Origin of the sequence: Kitasatospora sp. NPDC002551 (genome assembly GCF_040296005.1) — a bacterium.
GTDB lineage: Bacteria > Actinomycetota > Actinomycetes > Streptomycetales > Streptomycetaceae > Kitasatospora.
The window spans coordinates 1-16,478 of sequence record NZ_JBEOWI010000075.1 but is presented as its reverse complement, the minus strand read 5'-3'; the positions used below and the strand labels follow the sequence as shown (position 1 = coordinate 16,478).

14 protein-coding genes and 1 pseudogene are annotated in these 16,478 nt (G+C 74.9%); 7 read left to right on the top strand and 8 right to left on the bottom strand.

Annotated elements, in window-relative coordinates:
- The first annotated feature begins 79 nt into the window (after positions 1 to 79).
- Complete coding sequence (locus tag ABT093_RS36560) at positions 80 to 718, top strand: NAD(P)-dependent oxidoreductase (RefSeq protein ID WP_350571657.1); 639 nt, start codon at positions 80 to 82, stop codon at positions 716 to 718.
- Positions 719 to 726: 8 nt separating this feature from the next.
- On the opposite strand, the gene ABT093_RS36555 is transcribed toward ABT093_RS36560, so the two are convergent.
- A complete protein-coding gene (locus ABT093_RS36555) occupies positions 727 to 1,923 on the bottom strand; it encodes an IS110 family RNA-guided transposase (protein WP_502884395.1) in 1,197 nt (398 codons plus the stop codon).
- A gap of 609 nt (positions 1,924 to 2,532) precedes the next feature.
- On the opposite strand from ABT093_RS36555, the gene ABT093_RS36550 reads away from it, so the two are divergent.
- On the top strand, positions 2,533 to 4,101 hold the full coding sequence (locus tag ABT093_RS36550; protein ID WP_350571653.1) for an alpha/beta hydrolase: 1,569 nt from the start codon (positions 2,533 to 2,535) through the stop codon (positions 4,099 to 4,101).
- 125 nt (positions 4,102 to 4,226) lie between these two features.
- Here ABT093_RS36550 and ABT093_RS36545 read toward each other — a convergent pair whose 3' ends face one another.
- From ABT093_RS36545 to ABT093_RS36530, 4 genes are all read right to left on the bottom strand, one after another.
- Positions 4,227 to 4,592 carry a hypothetical protein gene (locus ABT093_RS36545; protein WP_350571651.1) on the bottom strand — a complete coding sequence of 122 codons (366 nt, stop codon included), beginning with the start codon at positions 4,590 to 4,592 and terminating at the stop codon, positions 4,227 to 4,229.
- A gap of 150 nt (positions 4,593 to 4,742) precedes the next feature.
- Positions 4,743 to 5,642, bottom strand: coding sequence for a KPN_02809 family neutral zinc metallopeptidase (gene ypfJ, locus ABT093_RS36540; RefSeq protein WP_350571649.1), 900 nt, complete (start codon positions 5,640 to 5,642; stop codon positions 4,743 to 4,745).
- Between the two features lie 167 nt (positions 5,643 to 5,809).
- A complete protein-coding gene (locus ABT093_RS36535; protein WP_350571647.1) occupies positions 5,810 to 6,229 on the bottom strand; it encodes a contact-dependent growth inhibition system immunity protein in 420 nt (139 codons plus the stop codon).
- A gap of 89 nt (positions 6,230 to 6,318) precedes the next feature.
- Positions 6,319 to 7,185, bottom strand: coding sequence for a helix-turn-helix transcriptional regulator (locus ABT093_RS36530; RefSeq protein ID WP_350571688.1), 867 nt, complete (start codon positions 7,183 to 7,185; stop codon positions 6,319 to 6,321).
- 216 nt (positions 7,186 to 7,401) lie between these two features.
- Here ABT093_RS36530 and ABT093_RS36525 point away from each other — a divergent pair, with 216 nt between their 5' ends.
- The 5 genes and pseudogenes from ABT093_RS36525 to ABT093_RS36490 all read left to right on the top strand — a co-directional run.
- Positions 7,402 to 8,304, top strand: coding sequence for an NAD-dependent epimerase/dehydratase family protein (locus ABT093_RS36525; protein WP_350571645.1), 903 nt, complete (start codon positions 7,402 to 7,404; stop codon positions 8,302 to 8,304).
- Between the two features lie 92 nt (positions 8,305 to 8,396).
- The gene (locus ABT093_RS36520; protein ID WP_350571643.1) at positions 8,397 to 9,008 is read left to right on the top strand and encodes a putative glycolipid-binding domain-containing protein; all 612 of its coding nucleotides are present in this window, start codon (positions 8,397 to 8,399) and stop codon (positions 9,006 to 9,008) included.
- 879 nt (positions 9,009 to 9,887) lie between these two features.
- Positions 9,888 to 10,106 (top strand): ferredoxin, encoded by a 219-nt coding sequence (locus tag ABT093_RS36505; protein ID WP_350571641.1) that lies wholly within the window; start codon positions 9,888 to 9,890, stop codon positions 10,104 to 10,106.
- 91 nt (positions 10,107 to 10,197) lie between these two features.
- Positions 10,198 to 11,439, top strand: a complete 1,242-nt coding sequence (locus ABT093_RS36500) for a cytochrome P450 (protein WP_502884393.1) — start codon at positions 10,198 to 10,200, stop codon at positions 11,437 to 11,439.
- A 278-nt stretch (positions 11,440 to 11,717) separates the two neighbouring features.
- Positions 11,718 to 11,912 (top strand): annotated as a pseudogene (locus tag ABT093_RS36490) (transposase); the annotation flags it as partial.
- Between the two features lie 216 nt (positions 11,913 to 12,128).
- Here ABT093_RS36490 and fusA read toward each other — a convergent pair.
- The 3 genes from fusA to ABT093_RS36475 form a co-directional block, all read right to left on the bottom strand.
- A complete protein-coding gene (gene fusA / locus ABT093_RS36485; protein ID WP_350571639.1) occupies positions 12,129 to 14,267 on the bottom strand; it encodes an elongation factor G in 2,139 nt (712 codons plus the stop codon).
- A gap of 496 nt (positions 14,268 to 14,763) precedes the next feature.
- Positions 14,764 to 15,390: a DUF1963 domain-containing protein gene (locus ABT093_RS36480; protein ID WP_350571637.1), complete on the bottom strand. Its 627-nt coding sequence runs from the start codon at positions 15,388 to 15,390 to the stop codon at positions 14,764 to 14,766.
- Between the two features lie 550 nt (positions 15,391 to 15,940).
- Positions 15,941 to 16,478 (bottom strand): EamA family transporter (locus ABT093_RS36475; RefSeq protein ID WP_350571636.1); only part of this gene is annotated, 538 nt, incomplete at its 5' end.

The following is a 16,478-nucleotide window of genomic DNA, read 5'->3' as shown; positions in this document are numbered from 1 at the left end:
CCGTCCGGCGCGCCGCCGGACACCTCCTCTCCATCGCATCCCAGTCCCAGCCCCAGTCCCAATCCCAGGAGAACTCCCCATGCGCATCACCGTGTTCGGCGCGAGCGGCAACGTCGGCAGCCGGGTGGTGGCCGAGGCGGCCGCCCGCGGCCACCAGGTCACCGCCGTCCTGCGGGACCCCTCCCGCCCGCACAGGCTCGCGCCGACGGTCGGGATCGCCACCGGTGACGCCCGCGACCCCGCCGACGTCCACCGCCTCGCCGCCGGGCAGGACCTGGTGGTCACGGCCACCCGCCCGGCCCCCGGCCGCGAGGACGAACTGGCCACCGCGACCAAGGGCCTGCTGGCCGGCCTGGCCGGAACCGGCGTGCGGCTGCTGGTCGTCGGCGGCGCCGGCAGCCTCGCCCTGCCCGGCGGGAGCGGCACCACCCTCGCCGAAGCCCCGGACTTCCCCGCCGCCCTGCGCCCGATCGCCGATGCCTGCGGCGAGCAGCTCGCCCTCTGCCGCGCGGACACCGAGGTCGACTGGACCTACCTCAGCCCGCCGGCCCTGCTCGAACCGGGCGAGCGGACCGGCCGCTACCGGCTGGGCCGCGACGAGCTCCTCGTCGACCCGGACGGCACCTCGGCCATCTCCATGGAGGACCTCGCCGTCGCCCTCCTCGACGAGGCCGAGCACCCCGCCCACCGCCGCCTGCGCTTCACCGTCGCTTCTTAATGTCGTTGTCAAGCCGCCGTGGTCACTGGAGGTGTGACGTGGCAGCACCGTCGGTCACGGATCAGCGCCCACAGGACGTTGACGCGGCGGCGGGCCAGGGCCATCACGGCTTGGACGTGCCGCTTGCCTTCCGCGCGTTTGCGGTCGTAGAAGGCCCGCGAGTTCGGATCGCAGCGGATGCTGACCAACGCGGAGGTGTAGAAGACGCGTTGGAGCCGGCGGTGGTAGACCATCGGCCGATGGAGGTTGCCGCTGACCTTGCCCGAGTCGCGGGGCGCCGGTGCGACGCCGGCGAACGCCGCCAGAGCATCCGGGGAGGGAAAGCCGTCCAGGCTGCCGCCGACGCCGGCCAGGAACTCGGCACCGAGAACGGTGCCGATACCGGGGACGTTCTCGACTATCGCGGCGAGCTCGTGCTCGCGAAACCGGCCCTCGATGAGCTTGTCGATCTCGGCGATCTGCTCATTGAGGGCCATCACCACCTCGGCCAGGGTGTGGACCAGCTTCGCGGTGGTCTTCTCCCCGGGGACGGAGGTGTGCTGGCGTTCGGCAGCCTCAACAGCCGCCTCCGCGAGGGCTCTCGCGTTTCGGACCTTGCGGTTGGCGAGCCACTTCGTCAGCCGCGCGGTCCCGGTGCGGCGGATCGCCGCGGGGGTCTGGTAGCCGGTCAGGAGCTTGAGCGGGCCGGCGTTGGTCACCTCCAGGGCCCGTTCCAGGGCTGGGAACATGCTCAGCAGGGTGCCGCGCAGGCGGTTGATCGACCGCGTGCGGTCCTCGACCAGGTCGGCCCGCCGTCCGGTCAGCAGCTTGAGCTCGATCGCGGCCTCGTCGCCGGGACGGACGGGCTCCAGGTCGCGGCGCATCCGGGCCTGGTCGGCGATCACGTAGGCGTCGCGGGCGTCGGTCTTGCCCTCGCCGCGGTAGCCGTCGGAGGCCCGGTTCACCAGGCGGCCGGGGATGTACAGGACCTCCTGGCCGTGGGCGACCAGCAGGCTCAGCAGCAGGGCCGGCTCCCCGCCGGTCATGTCGATCGCCCACGTCACCGGCTCGCCGCCGGCGAGGGCCAGGACGTCCGCGATCAGTTCCAGCAGCTCGGGCTCGTCGTTGGCGACCCGCCGCGACAGCACCTTCCTGCCGTCCGCGTCGAGGGCCAGGCCGTGGTGGTGGCCCTTGCCACTGTCGATCCCCGCCCATATCCGGCTCATCATGCTCCTGACGTGCGTGTTCGTGCTGTTCGTACCACGGACGACCTCGCCGGCATTGCTCTACTCAGCGACTTGCTCGCACTTCCTAATCGGCGGCCGAGTCGTCGTGGGGCGCCGGGCGGCGAAGCGACGGAAGCCATGAGACGGCAGCCCACTGATAGCCACACCCAGCACCCCTGGGTGATCCAACCCTACGAATGACCAGACCAACCCGGCTCAGAAGGTAGAGCTCAGAAGGTAGAGCCCACTGAATCCCCGCCCGGCCGCCCCGCACCGGCGGCGCCCGGGGTACCCGCCGGTCGGCGGGGGCCCGGCGCCCGTTCCCCGTTCCGATTCTCGCCCGGGCCTCCGCCCTCGGCCTGCTGCTCCGCATCCGTGCACTCCCTCCTCGTGGTCCCCGACCTGAGCGGCCGCCGCGACGGCCGCTCACCCCTCTCGACGGATCCCACCCGGCGGAAGGGAGCAGCCGCCGTCAACCATCTCGTCGAAGACTCACCCCGGCGGGGGATCAGCTGCACCTGACGCCCCCTCAGAGGTGGTTCAGGCGCCAGGGGAAAGACGGGTGCCCACTGGATCGACCACGACCGGTCGACCGGCCACGATCGACGCATGACCACATGGACCACCAACCGCACCGGGCGTCGCTCCCGGCTCTCCGCCCTCGGCCAGCGCACCGTGGCCCTGCTCGCCGTCCTCGCCCTGGCCCAGACGGCGGGCACCGCGAACGCCGTCGCGGCGCCCGCCGGAGCGACCGCCCCCGGTGTCCCCGCCCGCTACTCCCAGCAACGACTCGACTGGCAGCCCTGCGCGGAGGAGGCCGCGCTGGAGTGCGCCGCCATGACCGTGCCCCGGGACTGGCACCACCCCGGGCGGGGGCCGGACCTCACCGTCGCGGTCTCCCGGCACCGCGCGAGCGACCCGGGCCGACGGATCGGCACCCTGCTCACGGCCGCCGGCGGCCCCGGCGGCAAGGGCCTGCGGCGCCCGGCGGGCTTCGTCCGGGACGCGCCCGCGCTCGGCGCCGCCTACGACGTCGTGGGCTTCGACCAGCGCGGTGTCGGCCACAGCACCCGGGCCGTCTGCCAGACGCCCGAGGAGTTCCGGGCGTTCTTCGCCGGGGACTTCCGCGACGACACGCCGGCCGACCGGGCCCGGGTGATCACGGCCTCGCGCGGGTTCGCCGCCGACTGCGAGCGGCGCAGCGACGGCCTGCTGCCCTACCTCACCACCGAGCAGGCCGTCCGGGACCTCGACCTGCTGCGCGCCCTGCTCGGCGAACGCCGGGTCAGCTACTACGGGCCGTCCTACGGCACCGTGATCGGCGCGTACTACGCGACGCTCTTCCCACAGCGGGTCGAGCGGATGGTGCTGGACAGCGTCATCGGCTTCGACGGCACCTGGGAGCGGTTCGAGCAGCGGCTGCCGATGAGCTTCCAGCGCCGGTTCGAGGAGGACTTCCTGCCCTGGCTGGCCGCCCGGGACGCCGTCTACCACTACGGCACGACCGCCGCCGAGGTGAAGGCCCGCTGGGAGGCGCGCCGGGCGGCGCCGCACGAGCACCCGCTGGTCGACGGCACGCTCACCATCGGGCCCAACCAACTGGACAACGGCACGATCCAGAACGTCTACCGCACGAACGCGGGCTTCACCCAACTGGCCACCGCGCTGGCCGCGCTCGACGACTGGCCGGGCGCCGAACCGGCCGCCCGCACCACCGCCCGGCGGGTCTTCGGCGAGTACCTCGACCCGGAGTTCCTCGCCGAGTACTTCGCGGTCACCTGCACCGACACCCCGTGGACCCGCGACCTGTCCGTCTGGGTGGACCGGGGCACCGGGAACACCGCCCGCCGGCCGCTGGCCGGGGCCCGTACGCTCGCCTTCTCCGCGGTCTGCGCCTCCTGCCCGGCGCCCACGGCGCCCCCGGTGCGGGTCACGGGTGCGGGCCTGCCGCCCACGCTGATGCTCAACTCGGTGCACGACCCCGCGACGCCCGTCGAGGCCGCGCTCTCCGCGCACCGGGCCCTGCGCGGCTCGCGTCTGGTGACGGTCACCGGGAACGGCGACCACGGCCAGTACCCCGGGCCGAACCCGTGCGTGCGCTCCATCGTGGAGTCCTACCTGCTCACCGGGACGATCCCGCCCGCCGACCTCACCTGTCCGTCACCGGAGGCGGCGTGAACAGCGTCCCCCGGGCGTCCGGGAGCAGGCCGAGCGCGCGTGGTGCTCCTGAACGCGGCCGCCCGCGGCGGAGTCCTCCCCCCGGAGGACCCCACCGCTGGCGGCGTCGGGTGGGCGCCGGGCCGTCAGGGACGGTCGAGCGTGATCGAGTTGATCGGCGTCAGGTCGGCGTAGACGCCCGTCTGGGCGGGGAGGTCCTCGCCGCAGCCGGTGCCGTTGTACCCGGTGCACAGGTGGGCGTGCGCCCCGCCCGACTGGTTGTTGAGCACCCAGTGCCAGCCGTTCTGGTTGCGGAGGTTGTGGGCGCCGTAGCTCCAGAAGACGTCGGTCGGCGGCTTGCTGGTGTCGGAGTCCTGCGGGTAGATGCAGACCGCCCCGTACGGGCAGCCGTCCCAGGGACCGTCGGCGGCCTGGGCGCCGGAGGCCCCCATCGTGGTGACGGCGGCGGCCGCGAGGGCGAGCGCGGCGGCGGCGTGCAGGATCTTGCGCATGGTGGTTCTCCCTCAGGTGCTGGTCCGGTCCGTGTCCGGCCGGTGCTCAGCAGCGTAGGAAGGGGCCGCCCGCAGCGGTCCCTGACGGATGACAGGGTGCCGGGGCGGCCCGGGCGCGGGCCGACGCGGTGCCGGTCTGCGCTGCGCCGGTCAGCGCTGCGCGGCGAAGGTGTCGCAGCGGGCCGGGTCGCCGGTGCGGTAGCCGGTGGTGAACCAGGCCTTGCGCTGGTCGGAGGAGCCGTGGGTCCAGGTGTCGGGATCGATCCGGCCGGTGGCCTGCTTCTGGATCCGGTCGTCGCCGACGGCCGCCGCGGCGTCCAGGCCCTGGGCGATGTCCTGGTCGGTGAGGGTGCTGATCAGCGGCCGTCCGGTGGAGGCCTGAGGGGTGGTGGTGGCGTGGTGGGCCCAGACGCCGGCGTAGCAGTCGGCCTGGAGTTCCAGCTTCACCGAGGCGCTGTCCCGGCCCTGCCGGTCCTGCCCGACCTTCTGCATGGTGCCGGTCAGGTTCTGGATGTGGTGACCGTACTCGTGGGCGACCACGTAGGCCTCGGCGAACGGGCCGCCGCCGGCCCCGAAGCGGGTGGACAGTTCGTCGAAGAAGCCGAGGTCGAAGTAGGCGCGCCGGTCGGCCGGGCAGTAGAACGGGCCGACGGCGGAGCTCGCCGCGCCGCAGGCGGTGGAGACCCGGCCGGTGAACAGGACCGTCTCGGCGGGCCGGTAGGCGACGCCCAAGCGGGGCAACTGCCCGCCCCAGTACTCCTGGAGGCTGTTGGTGACGGCCACGATCCGGCAGTCCTGCCGGCGGTTGGCGTCGGCACCGGTCCTGCAGACCTGCTGGACCTCCCCCGCGGTGGTGGTCCCCCCGGACCCGGCGTCCGAGCCGCCGCCGTCGGAGAGCCCGAGGATGCTCGGGTCGACGCCGAAGAGCACCGCGATCAGAACGGCGATCAGACCGGCCGCGCCACCGCCGACGGCGACCTTCCCCCCGGGGATGCCGCGCCGGTCGTCCACCTGCGAGGTGTCGAGGTCGCCCTGGTCGTCGAACTGCATGCCGGTCCGTCCCTTGTGTGCGGCCGGCGCCCCGGGGCGCCGGGCGGCCGCGCCCGGCCGCCCGGCCACGGTAGCCGCTCAGCGCGCCGCTTCCGGCGAAGGACGCGCAGGTCAGAGGGGGTCTTCCGGACACGGGACGGGGTCGGTGACCGGCGGTGGCTGCCGCATCACACCCTGCTGGCCCCCGAGACCGGCGGAGTGCCGTGCCCGGCCGTCAGGAACGCCTCTGCCCGGCGCCGGACCTCGTCCGGGAGGCCCGGCCCCGGGACGGACACCGTCCCCCGGAGGGCGGCGGCAAGCCGGGCGGCGAGACCGGGCCGGGCCGTCCAGACCTCCGGGGCGCGGCCGAGCACGGCGGACAGGAGATCGCCCGGGTGGAGGTCGCCCCCGGCCAGGGGGTCACGGCAGAGCAGCTCGACCGCGCGCGGAAGCAGGTGGGTCAGCCCGATGTCCTGGCCGATCAGCAACCGCAGTTCCTCGGCGCCGAGGTCGGCGACCGGACGACGGCGCAGGGCGTGGGCGGTGACGGCCAGCCGGGTGGCGTCCGCCCCCGGTTCGGGCCACCGGTTGCCCTCAAGCGCCGCCAACGAACCGGGGACGACGACGCCGCGCGCCCGTGCGGAGCCGGCCCGGGACGCCGCGCGGGACCAAGCCCCGGAGGCGGAACGGGCGCGGCTCACCGGAGCGCCGCGCCTTCGGCCGCCCCGGCGTCGAGCTGCTGACAGCCGACCACCCGCAGGAGTTCGAGGGCTTCCGCGGTCGCGCTGCCGGGCGGCGCGGTGTGGACGAGGAGCAGCTGGTCCTGACCCGCGGCGGCCAGCATCTCGCAGTCGAGGTCGAGCCGGCCGACCAGCGGATGCAGGACGGTCTTGCGACCGCTGCGCCGCACGGCCACGTCGTGCCGCGCCCAGAGGGCGGCGAACTCCTCACCGGTGGCGAGCAGGCGTGCCACCAGCCGGCCCAGGTGCGCGTCCCCGGGGCGGGCCGCGTGGGCGGCGCGCAGGTGGGCGACGTGCCCGCGCGCCAGCTCCTCGTGCTGCTCGGCGGGGAAGAGCGCGCGGGACCCGGGCTCGGCGAACCAACGCAGGACGACGTTGCGCCGCTCCGGCGGCCGCTGGGCGACGTCGCCGAACAGGGCGGCGGCCATCGCGTTCTGGGCGAGGACGTCACCGACGTCCGACATCACCTGGGCCGGGGTGTCGTGCAGGCGGTCCAGGATCAGCAGCAGGCCCGGCCGGACATGGGTGAGCGGGGTGTGCCGGCGCGGCGGCCGGTGACCGGCGAGGTGGAACAGGTGGTCGCGCTCGTCCTCGGTCAGCCGCAGCGCCCGGGAGAGGGCCGCGACCAGCTGCGGCGAGGGCTGCGGACCGCGCCGCTGCTCCAGGCGCGCGTAGTAGTCCACCGAGAGCCCGGCGAGCTGGGCCACCTCCTCGCGGCGCAGGCCGGGTGTGCGGCGGCGCGCGCCGGGCGGCAGGCCGACGTCGGCGGGAGTGAGCGCGGCGCGGCGGCGGGTCAGGAAGTCGGCGAGGGCCGGTCGGTCGATCACCCTCCCATCCTCCGCCCCGGGCGGGGCGCTCAACCAGGGATCGCCAGTCCCTGGTTGAGGAGGTCTCTGCCGCCGCCACCGCTTCCCCGCCACGGTGGTGACGGGGAGGGCGGCACCCGCTGCACCGGGCGAAACCTGGCGAACCTGGTGAACCGGGCGAACGGGCGCCGCCCCGACCACGAGCGACCACCTCGCAAGGGAGTTGAGACAGCGATGACGACGTTTCTGGTGACGGGCTCCACCGGCCAGGTCGGCCGCCGGTTCGTGCCGCGGCTGGCGCAGTGGACCGGGCCCGGCGCGGTCCGGGTGCTGGTGCGGCACGAGGAGCAGGCGCGGGCGGCGACCGCCGCGGGACTCCAGGCGGTCGTCGGCGACCTGCGGGAGCCGGCCGACCGGGCGCGGGCCCTGGAGGGCGCCGACGTGGTGGTGCACCTGGCCGCCGGGCGGCGCGGGATGCCGGACGAGGAGGCCTTCGCGGTGAACCGGGACGCCACCGTCGCCCTCGGGCGGGACGCGGCCGGAGCCGGGGTCCGACGGTTCGTGCACACCAGCACCAACCTGGTGTACGGGCGGAGGCTGGGCCGGCCGGCCGTGGAGGACGATCCGCTGGCCCCGGACGCCCTCTGGGGCGCCTACGCCGCCTCCAAGGCCGCGGCGGAGCACGGGCTGCGCGCGTTCGGCGACCGGCTGCCGCTGGTCGTGGTCCGCCCCGCCTTCGTGTACGGCGAGGGCGACCCGCATCTCGCGGACTCGCTGCACTGGGCGGGCCGCTGGCCCTCGCACCAACGGCTGTCCGTGGTCCACCACGCCGACGTGGCGCGGGCCCTGTGGGGCGCGGCGGTGACGCCGGGGGTGGAGGGGCGCAGCTACAACGTGGCGGACGACGCACCGGTGACCGCCTGGGACCTGCACGGGATCAACGACGTGCCCCGCCCGGAGTCCTGGACCGCCGCACCCGGCGACACGCCGCAGGCCGACGCGGTCGTCCTGCCGAAGGGGGCCGGGCCCGCCGACCCCTGGGAGGGCCAGGTCTCCACCGCCGCGATCCGCCGCGAGCTCGGCTGGCGCCCGCTCTACCCATCGGTGTGGACGGCCCGCGACGCGGGCGCGCTGTAGGCGCACGGGCGCCCCGGCACCCGGCACCCGGCACCCGGCCGGCCGCCTGACCGGCAACCCGGGCGACGACGCGGGCCGCTACCGTGACGGGCATGATCACTCATCTGGTCCCCACCTGGGAGGTCTCGGAGAGCCGGGGCGTCGAGACGGCCTGGGTCGAACTCGGCGACGACCGCCTGCGTGCCCACGGCCGGGTGGCCGGCCTGATGCCCACGCCCTACTGGCTCGACTACGAGCTCGACACCGGGCCCGGCTGGACGACCCGCCGGCTCGCGGTCCGCGCCGCCTCGGCGCAGGGCGTGCGGGAGCTGGAGCTGCTGAACCACGACGGACGGTGGACCGTCGACGGGCACCACCGGCCGGAGCTGGACGGGGCGCTCGACTGCGACCTCGGCCTCTCCCCGCTGACCAACGCCATGCCGCTGCTCCGCCACCGGCTCCACCGGGAGCCGGGGCGGCACGACTTCCTGATGGCGTGGGTCCGGGTGCCCGACCTGACGGTCCACCCGTCGCGCCAGACGTACACCCACCTGGGGCCGACCGGGAACGAGGACGCCGCCGGTGCGGCGGCGACCGTCCGGTACGAGTCCGGCGGTTTCCGCGCCGACCTGCTCGTCGACCTGCACGGCCTGGTCCTCGACTACCCGGCCTGGCCCGCCGCCACAACTGAGGCCCCGCCGCAGCTGAGCCACCACGACAACTGAGTCACGACTACAGCTGAGCCACCACCACGGCTGCGCCGGTGGCCGGCCGGCCACCGGGGGGGGTGGCCCGCCGACCGACGGCCCGCCGGCTGGGTTCTGTCCGCGCGATCATGAGCGGTGCCAGATGGCACGGTCATGGTCGCCGCTTGTCCATGACGGGCTCGAACCGGGTGCGGTCGGCGCATTGTCCCGGCGTGATGACCAGGGACAAAGCCCGGCAGCGGCCCTCCGCGCTCAGGGGGAGCTTGGTGGTGCGACCGCCTCGGGACCGTCCGGGGCCTCGCCGGCCGCCCGGGTGGCGGGCGAGCCGGGGCTCGGCCCGTGGGTGGTGCTCGGCAAGACCTTCAAGGGGCCGACCGACCGAACGCTCGCCCGGCAGACCGCCGAGTTGCCCGCCCGGGAGACCGGGCGGGACGCCCGGACGGTGCTGGTCCGGCCGGAACTGGTCGAGGTCGCCTACGACGGCCTCCAACGCAGCCCCCGCTGCCCCGCAGGGCCGGCCCTGCGGGGCAGCCCCCGTTTCCCCGCCGGGCAGTCCCCGCTACCTCGCCGGGCCGGGCCTGCGGTTCGCCCGGGTGGTGCGCTACCGGCCGGACAAGAGCGCCGCCGAGTCCGAAATGGTGTCCTCCGTAAGGGAGTTGGCTAACGCCGAAGGTTTGTGAAGCCGTCCGCCTGGCCGGGTCCGCCGACCCTTCCGGCGAAGTACCACGGGCTGAAACACATTGCGCCGCACGGGGGTTCAGGCACAGGGGCCGAATCAGCCATTCTCGATCCGGCCACCGGGCCCCTCCGTGAACGGACCAGCGATGGCTAGGTTGACCGTGACAACGAGAGGTGGCCGCCGGGCAGTCGGCGCCGCCCTGGCGAAAGGTGCCCGACATGCAGGTGAGCGTCGACCGGGACCGTTGCTGCAGCTCCGGCATGTGCGTGACGAACGCCCCCGCGGTCTTCGACCAGGACGACCGGGACAGTCTCGTGAGGCTCCGTCAGACCGTCCTGCTGCCCGAGCAGTTCGACGGCGTGCGACTCGCCTCCGAGCTCTGCCCGGGCCGGGCGATCACCGTCACCGGGGACGAGCCCGCGCGGACCGGGGCCTGACGGACCCCCGCCGTCGGCCCCGCAGGCCGCCGGAAACCCTCCCGGGCCCCGAACCCCACGAGAACACCCGCGACGTGAGGAGACCCCCGCCTTGACCACCGCAACCACCACCGCAACCACCAGCGCAACCACCACCGCAACCACCACCCCCGTCCTCCCACTGCCGGCCCGGCACTCCGGCGGCTGCCCGTTCGGCCCGCCGCCCGCGTACGCCGAGGCCGCCGCCACCGGGCCGGTGACCAGGGCCGAGCTGCCCGACGGCGACCTCTGCTGGCTGGTCACCGGCTTCGCCGAGGTCCGCACCGTGCTGTCCGACCGCCGGTTCAGTGCCGACATACGCCACCCGACCTTCCCGCTGCTGGTCGCCGGCGCTCGCGAGCTGATCACCGACAATCCGGACTTCCTGCGGCTCGACGACCCCGAGCACGCCCGCCAGCGCCGCATGCTCACCGGGGAATTCCTGGTCAAGCGGGTGGAGGCGCTGCGCCCGGAGATCCAGCGGATCGTGGACGAGGCACTGGACCGGATGACCGCGGGCCGGACCACGGCCGACCTGGTCACCGACTTCGCGCTGCCGGTGCCCTCGCTGGTGATCTGCCTGCTGCTCGGCGTGCCGTACGAGGACCACGACCGCTTCCAGAGCCTGAGCCGCACGATGCTCAACCAGGAGAGCACCGTGGAGCAACTCCGGGAGGCCCAGGAGGAGGTCCGGGACTACCTGTGCGACCTGACGGCCCGCAAGCGCGCACAGCCGGAGGACGACGTCCTCAGCCGACTCGCGGCGCGGGACGACCTGACCCCGGACGACGTGGCCGGCATGGGCGTGCTGCTGCTGATCGCCGGGCACGAGACGACCGCGAACATGATCGCGCTGTCGACCGCGCTGCTGCTGGAGCACCCCGAGCAGATCCCCGGCCTGGCCGACCCGGCCACCCTGCCGGGCGCGGTGGAGGAGCTGTTGCGGCTGCTGACCATCGTGCACACCGGCCTGCCCCGGGTGGCGCTGGAGGACGTGGAGCTGGGCGGCGTCACCGTCCGGGCCGGGGAGGGCGTGTTGGCGATGCTCTCCACCGCCAACCGGGACGAGGCGGTGTTCGGCGGCGCCGGCCATCGGGCGACGGACGAGCTGGACCTGTACCGGGACGCCCGGCGGCAGCTGGCGTTCGGCTTCGGCGTGCACCAGTGCCTGGGCCAGCCGCTGGCCCGCGCCGAACTCCAGATCGCCCTGGAGACGCTGTTCCGCCGGCTGCCGGGGCTGCGGCCGGCCGGCGAGCGCGAGTTCCGTACCGAGTCGTTCATCTACGGGATGCGGTCACTGCCCGTGACCTGGTGAGCGGGGCCCGATGGAGCACTCTCACTGGGGTACCGGGCGATCATGTGCGGAGCCGGATGACGAGAGCGGCCGCGGCGACGGTGCCGGGGTAGACGTATCCGCGCTTGTCGTATCGGGTTGCGACCGCTCGGGCGTGCTTGAGCGCGTGCTTGAGCTTGTTGACGGCCCGTTCGACGGTGTCGCGCTTCTTGTACCGCTTCTCGTCGAAGGCCGGTGGGCACCCGCCGCGTGAGCCTTTGCGCAGGCGGGCGGCCTGACTTTCCGCCTTCTCCGGGATCGTGTGCCGGAGGCCGCGCCTGCGCAGGCAGGCGCGGCACGGGCCGAACAGGCGTTGTGGCCGGTGGCGGGACCATCGGCAGGTGATCGACGGGATCCTGCACCCGGTGCGGACCGGTGTGCACTGGTGTGATCTGCCCGAGCGGTTCGGGCCCTGGAAAGCGGTCGATGAACGCCACCGGCTGCGGTCGGCCGACGGGACAGGGGAACGATCGTGCGGGCCCACCAGCACGCGGCCGGCGCCCGGACCGATCCGCCGCCGGCCCTGGCCTCAAAGGCAGAGCCTCGTCGCCCGCCCGCTGTCCCCGGTCGTCACGCCGGGGCAGCGGGCGGACCGCACGCAGTTCGAGCCGGTACCGGAGAGGATCCTGCTGACCGGCAGGAACGGCCGCAGCCGTTCCCACTCGGCATGGTCACATGATCGGCCGGACAGCTCCGCGCGCGCCCGCCGGTGCCGGGGCGTACCCGGCCGGGCGAGTGGCGAAGGTGCCGCGGCCCCGGGTGCGGCTGCGCAGGGCGGTCGCGTAGCCGAACAGTTCGGCGAGCGGCACGATCGCCGTCACCACCGCCGTCCCGCCGCGCGGGTCCGAGCCCTGGACGCGGCCCCGGCGGGCGGCGAGGTCACCGAGGACACCGCCCACCGCCTCCTGCGGCACGGTCACCGTCACCTCGGCGACCGGTTCCAGGAGCACCATCCGACAGGCCCGCAGGGCCTCGCGCAGTGCCAGCCGCCCGGCGGTGCGGAACGCGAGGTCCGAGGAGTCCTTCGGGTGGGTGGCCCCGTCGGTCAGGACGACCCGCAGGCCGGTGACCGGGTGGCCGCCCAGCGGGCCCTCGGCGAGCGCGTCCCGGCAGCCCGCCTCGACCGCCTGGACGTACTCCTTCGGCACCCGCCCGCCGGTGACGGTGGACGCGAACACGAACCCCTCTCCTTCCGCCTCCTCGGCCGGGCCGTCCAGCGGTGCCACGTCGAGCACCACGTGGGCGAACTGCCCGGCGCCGCCGTCCTGTTTGACGTGCCGGTGGACGTGGCCGGTGACCCCGCGCTCCACGGTCTCCCGGTGGGCGACCTGCGGACGGCCGACGGTCACCTCCAGGCCGTGCGCGCGGCGGACCTTCTCCACCGCCACCTCCAGGTGCAGTTCGCCCATGCCGGACAGCACCCGCTGCCCGGTCTCCGGATCGGTGCGGACGACCAGCGACGGGTCCTCCTCGGCGAGCCGGGCGAGCGCGAGGGCCAGCCGCTCGGTGTCCACCGTACGCCGCGCCTCGACGGCCACCGTCACCACGGGCTCCGCCACGACGGCCGCTTCCAAGACCAGCGGCGCGCCGGGCGCGCACAGCGTCGCGCCGGTGCGCGCGGCCTTGACGCCCGCCACCGCGACGATGTCGCCGGCGACGGCCGTGTCCGCCTCGACGTGGCTGTCGGCCTGCACCCGCAGGATCCGGGCGATCCGTTCGGTGCGGCCGGTGCCGGCGTCCAGCACGGTGTCCCCCTTGCGCAGGGTGCCCGTGTACAGCCGCAGGTAGGTGAGCCGGCCGGAGGCGCTGATCTCCACCTTGAACACCAGCGCGGTGAGCGGCCCGTCGGGATCGGCGGCCCGTTCCACCTCCTCGTCCTGCGCCGGGCCGACCCCGGTGCCGCGCACCGGCGGAACGTCCAGCGGCGACGGCAGGTAGGCCGTCATGGCGTCCAGCAGCGGCTCGATCCCCCGGTTGCGGTAGGCCGAGCCGCACAGCACCACCACGGCCTCCCCGCCGCGGGTGAGGTCCCGCAGGGCGGTGGCCAGAGTGGCCGTGGAGAGCGCCGCGTGTGCGCAGTACTCCTCCAGCGCGGCCGGGTGGAGACCGGCCACCGCCTCGTCCAGCAGGCGGCGGCGCCGCTCGGCCTCCTCCTGGAGCCCGTCGGGCACCGGCCCCTGCCGCAGACCGTCCCCGTCGGGGCCGTCGTCCCAGGTCAGGGCCCGCATCGTCAGCAGGTCCACGACGCCGGTGAAGCCGTCCTCCCGTCCGATGGGCAGTTGGACGGCCAGCGGGGCCGGGTGCAGCCGCGCGCGGATGGAGGCGACGGCGGCGTCCAGGTCGGCGCCGGGCCGGTCGAGCTTGTTGACGAAGGCGATCCGCGGCACGCCGTGCCGGTCGGCCTGGCGCCAGACGCTCTCGCTCTGCGGTTCGACCCCCGCGACGGCGTCGAAGACCGCGACCGCGCCGTCCAGCACCCGCAGCGAGCGCTCGACCTCGTCGGCGAAGTCGACGTGGCCGGGGGTGTCGATCAGGTTGATCCGGTGGCCGTTCCACAGACAGCTGACCGCCGCCGCGAAGATGGTGATGCCCCGCTCGCGCTCCTGCGGGTGGCAGTCGGTGACGGTGGTGCCGTCGTGCACCTCGCCGCGCTTGTGGGTCTCGCCGGTCAGGTAGAGGACCCGCTCGGTGACGGTGGTCTTGCCCGCGTCCACGTGGGCGAGGATGCCCAGGTTGCGGACGGCGGCGATGGCGGCGGCCGTGGTGGCGGTGGTGGTGACAGCGGTGGTGGTTCGGACGTCGGTGCGCATGGCCCGGTGCCTTTCGAAGCTCGCGGGAAGGAAAGGGGCGGCGCGATTGCGGCGGCGACGACGAGGCCGGAAGCCGGGGGCCGGCTCTCAGGAGCCGGGAACCGCGGACCCGTCCCGGGTCCGCGGTTGAGGAAAGGGTCTTCTGTCCCGGCGTCAGCTGCTCGTCACGCACACCACCCGGTGCCGGCCGCGCAGCGGGCACCGGAGGGACGAGGACACCAGGATCACCTCGAACCGGGACGAGGGGACGACGGCAGCGCTGCGGTGGCGCACGACCGGTCCTCCCCCGACTCGTCACGGCGCGCCCACCACCGGAACCACGGGCGGCGCGCCTCTGGGTGCCGAGTGTAGGACCGGCCCGCCCCCGGGTCACCCGCTTTTCCCCACCGACCGTCAGCGGCTCTACCACCCGAACCCTTTCACGCGTTCTCGGCGTCGAGCCCTGACGGCGGGGGGCTTCGACGGCGGGGGCTTCGACGGCGGGGACCCGGTCGGCTCAGGAGTCCTGGACGAGCAGCCCGCCCCGGGCGCCGTCCCCGGACACGAAGGCGAACAGCCTCGGCGCCGCGCCGAGGACGAGGTGGAACGGCACCCAGTTCGGGTCGAGTTGCAGCAGCAACTGCCAGGGGCCGCCGTCCGGCCACTGGTCGCCCTGGACGAACACCGGTGCGCCGCCGATCTTGTCGCCGTCGAACCGCTCCAGGTCCCGGCCGTGGCCCTCGTCGACCGGGCACAGGTCGAGGGCGTACTCCACCGCCGACCCGTCGGGGGCGTAGAGCCCGGGGCCGGTCGCCAGCGGGCGCAGCCGGCCCGCGTACTCCCCGCCCGGCTGGACGATCACCGCGTTCTCGCCGCCGGCCGGGTCGATGATGTCGGGGTCGAAGAAGTCCTCCCCGTGATCGGCGTGGGTCACGAAGACATAGGCCACCTTCCCCCGGCCGGCGCTCCCGAGCACCGCGTCCAGCTCGATCTGGGCGACGAACCGCATCGGCCGGTCCCAGGCCGCGCTGACCGGCCACTGCGGGTCCGTCACCCACACGGGTTGGCCGCCGAACTTGGTGGTCGGCGTGACGACCGGCCGGTCGACCGGGGTGAAGGCCTCGATGCGCAGTGATCTCACCATGTCCGACATCGTGGCAGCCGGAGGCGACATCCCGGTCCGGTCGGGCCTCGTCGGGAGGACCTCGGCATGACGGGTCAGGGGTCGTGACGGGCCACGGCGAGGCCTCCCGGGCGGCGCGGGAGACCGGCCGGGCGATCGGACGGCGGGGCGAGGCCGCCGTCGGCGACAGCCCTGCCGCGCTGCTCAGAACCTTCCTGCCCGCACTGATCGAGGTGGACACCGAGGGCGCCCGGCCGATCCGGTGCGCGGTCGCCGTGCTCGGCCGGGCGATGTCCGCCCCGGCGATGGCCACCCCCTGGGACCGGGCGACGAGGAACTCCTGTCGTTCACCGCCCACCCGATCGCCGGCGCCCGGCACGCGCGCCACGGAGGCGAGGGCCCGCCCGAGCCGGCGGACCTCGTGGAGGCGGACATCTGCCGGACGCCGGCCACCGGCCTCGCGGTGGACACCGCACGCGGGCTCCGCACCCCCGAGGCCACGCGCGGTGCTCGACCACCACCTGACCGGCCTCCTCGACAGGGAAGCCGCCAGGCGACGGAACGGCTCCGCCTAGGGAGGCGGACTCACCCGCGCCGCCCCAGCGGGGCCCCGCGGCTCGGGCCGGGCACCCGGCCCGGCCGAAGCCGCAGCCGCAGCCGCAGCCGCCGGGCGGTCGGCGCGTGCCCCGCGGGGGCGGCCGAGGGCGACTCCGGCGAGGACCAGCAGCAGGCCCGCGATCTGGAGCGGGCCGAGGCCCTCGCCCGCCAGCGCCGTGCCGAGCAGGACGCCGGTCAGCGGGTTGAGCAGCCCGAGCAGGCCGACGGTCCCGGCCGGGAGACGGCGCAGGCCGGCGAACCACGCCGCGAAGGCCAGCGCGGTCGCCACCCCCGCGACATAGCCGAAGGCGAGCAGTTCCCGCCCGGTGGGCGCGGCGGGCGCGCCCTCGAAGGCCGCCGCCAGGGGCAGCAGGACCAGCCCGCCGGCCAGCAGCTGCCAGGCGGTGGTGGCGAGCACGTCGGGGCCGTCCCGCCAGCGGCCGGCCAGCACGTAGCCCAGCGAGGAGACGAGCATCGCCGCCGCCGAGGCGGCCAGTCCGGGCAGGCTGACC

Excerpts from the sequence above, each read along its gene's own strand:
- ABT093_RS36560 (WP_350571657.1), top strand. The coding sequence starts at position 80 with ATGCGCATCACCGTGTTCGGCGCGAGCGGCAACGTCGGCAGCCGGGTG.
- ABT093_RS36555 (WP_502884395.1), bottom strand. The coding sequence starts at position 1,923 with ATGAGCCGGATATGGGCGGGGATCGACAGTGGCAAGGGCCACCACCAC.
- ABT093_RS36550 (WP_350571653.1), top strand. The coding sequence starts at position 2,533 with ATGACCACATGGACCACCAACCGCACCGGGCGTCGCTCCCGGCTCTCC.
- ABT093_RS36545 (WP_350571651.1), bottom strand. The coding sequence starts at position 4,592 with ATGCGCAAGATCCTGCACGCCGCCGCCGCGCTCGCCCTCGCGGCCGCC.
- ypfJ (WP_350571649.1), bottom strand. The coding sequence starts at position 5,642 with ATGCAGTTCGACGACCAGGGCGACCTCGACACCTCGCAGGTGGACGAC.
- ABT093_RS36525 (WP_350571645.1), top strand. The coding sequence starts at position 7,402 with ATGACGACGTTTCTGGTGACGGGCTCCACCGGCCAGGTCGGCCGCCGG.
- ABT093_RS36520 (WP_350571643.1), top strand. The coding sequence starts at position 8,397 with ATGATCACTCATCTGGTCCCCACCTGGGAGGTCTCGGAGAGCCGGGGC.
- ABT093_RS36505 (WP_350571641.1), top strand. The coding sequence starts at position 9,888 with ATGCAGGTGAGCGTCGACCGGGACCGTTGCTGCAGCTCCGGCATGTGC.
- fusA (WP_350571639.1), bottom strand. The coding sequence starts at position 14,267 with ATGCGCACCGACGTCCGAACCACCACCGCTGTCACCACCACCGCCACC.
- ABT093_RS36480 (WP_350571637.1), bottom strand. The coding sequence starts at position 15,390 with ATGGTGAGATCACTGCGCATCGAGGCCTTCACCCCGGTCGACCGGCCG.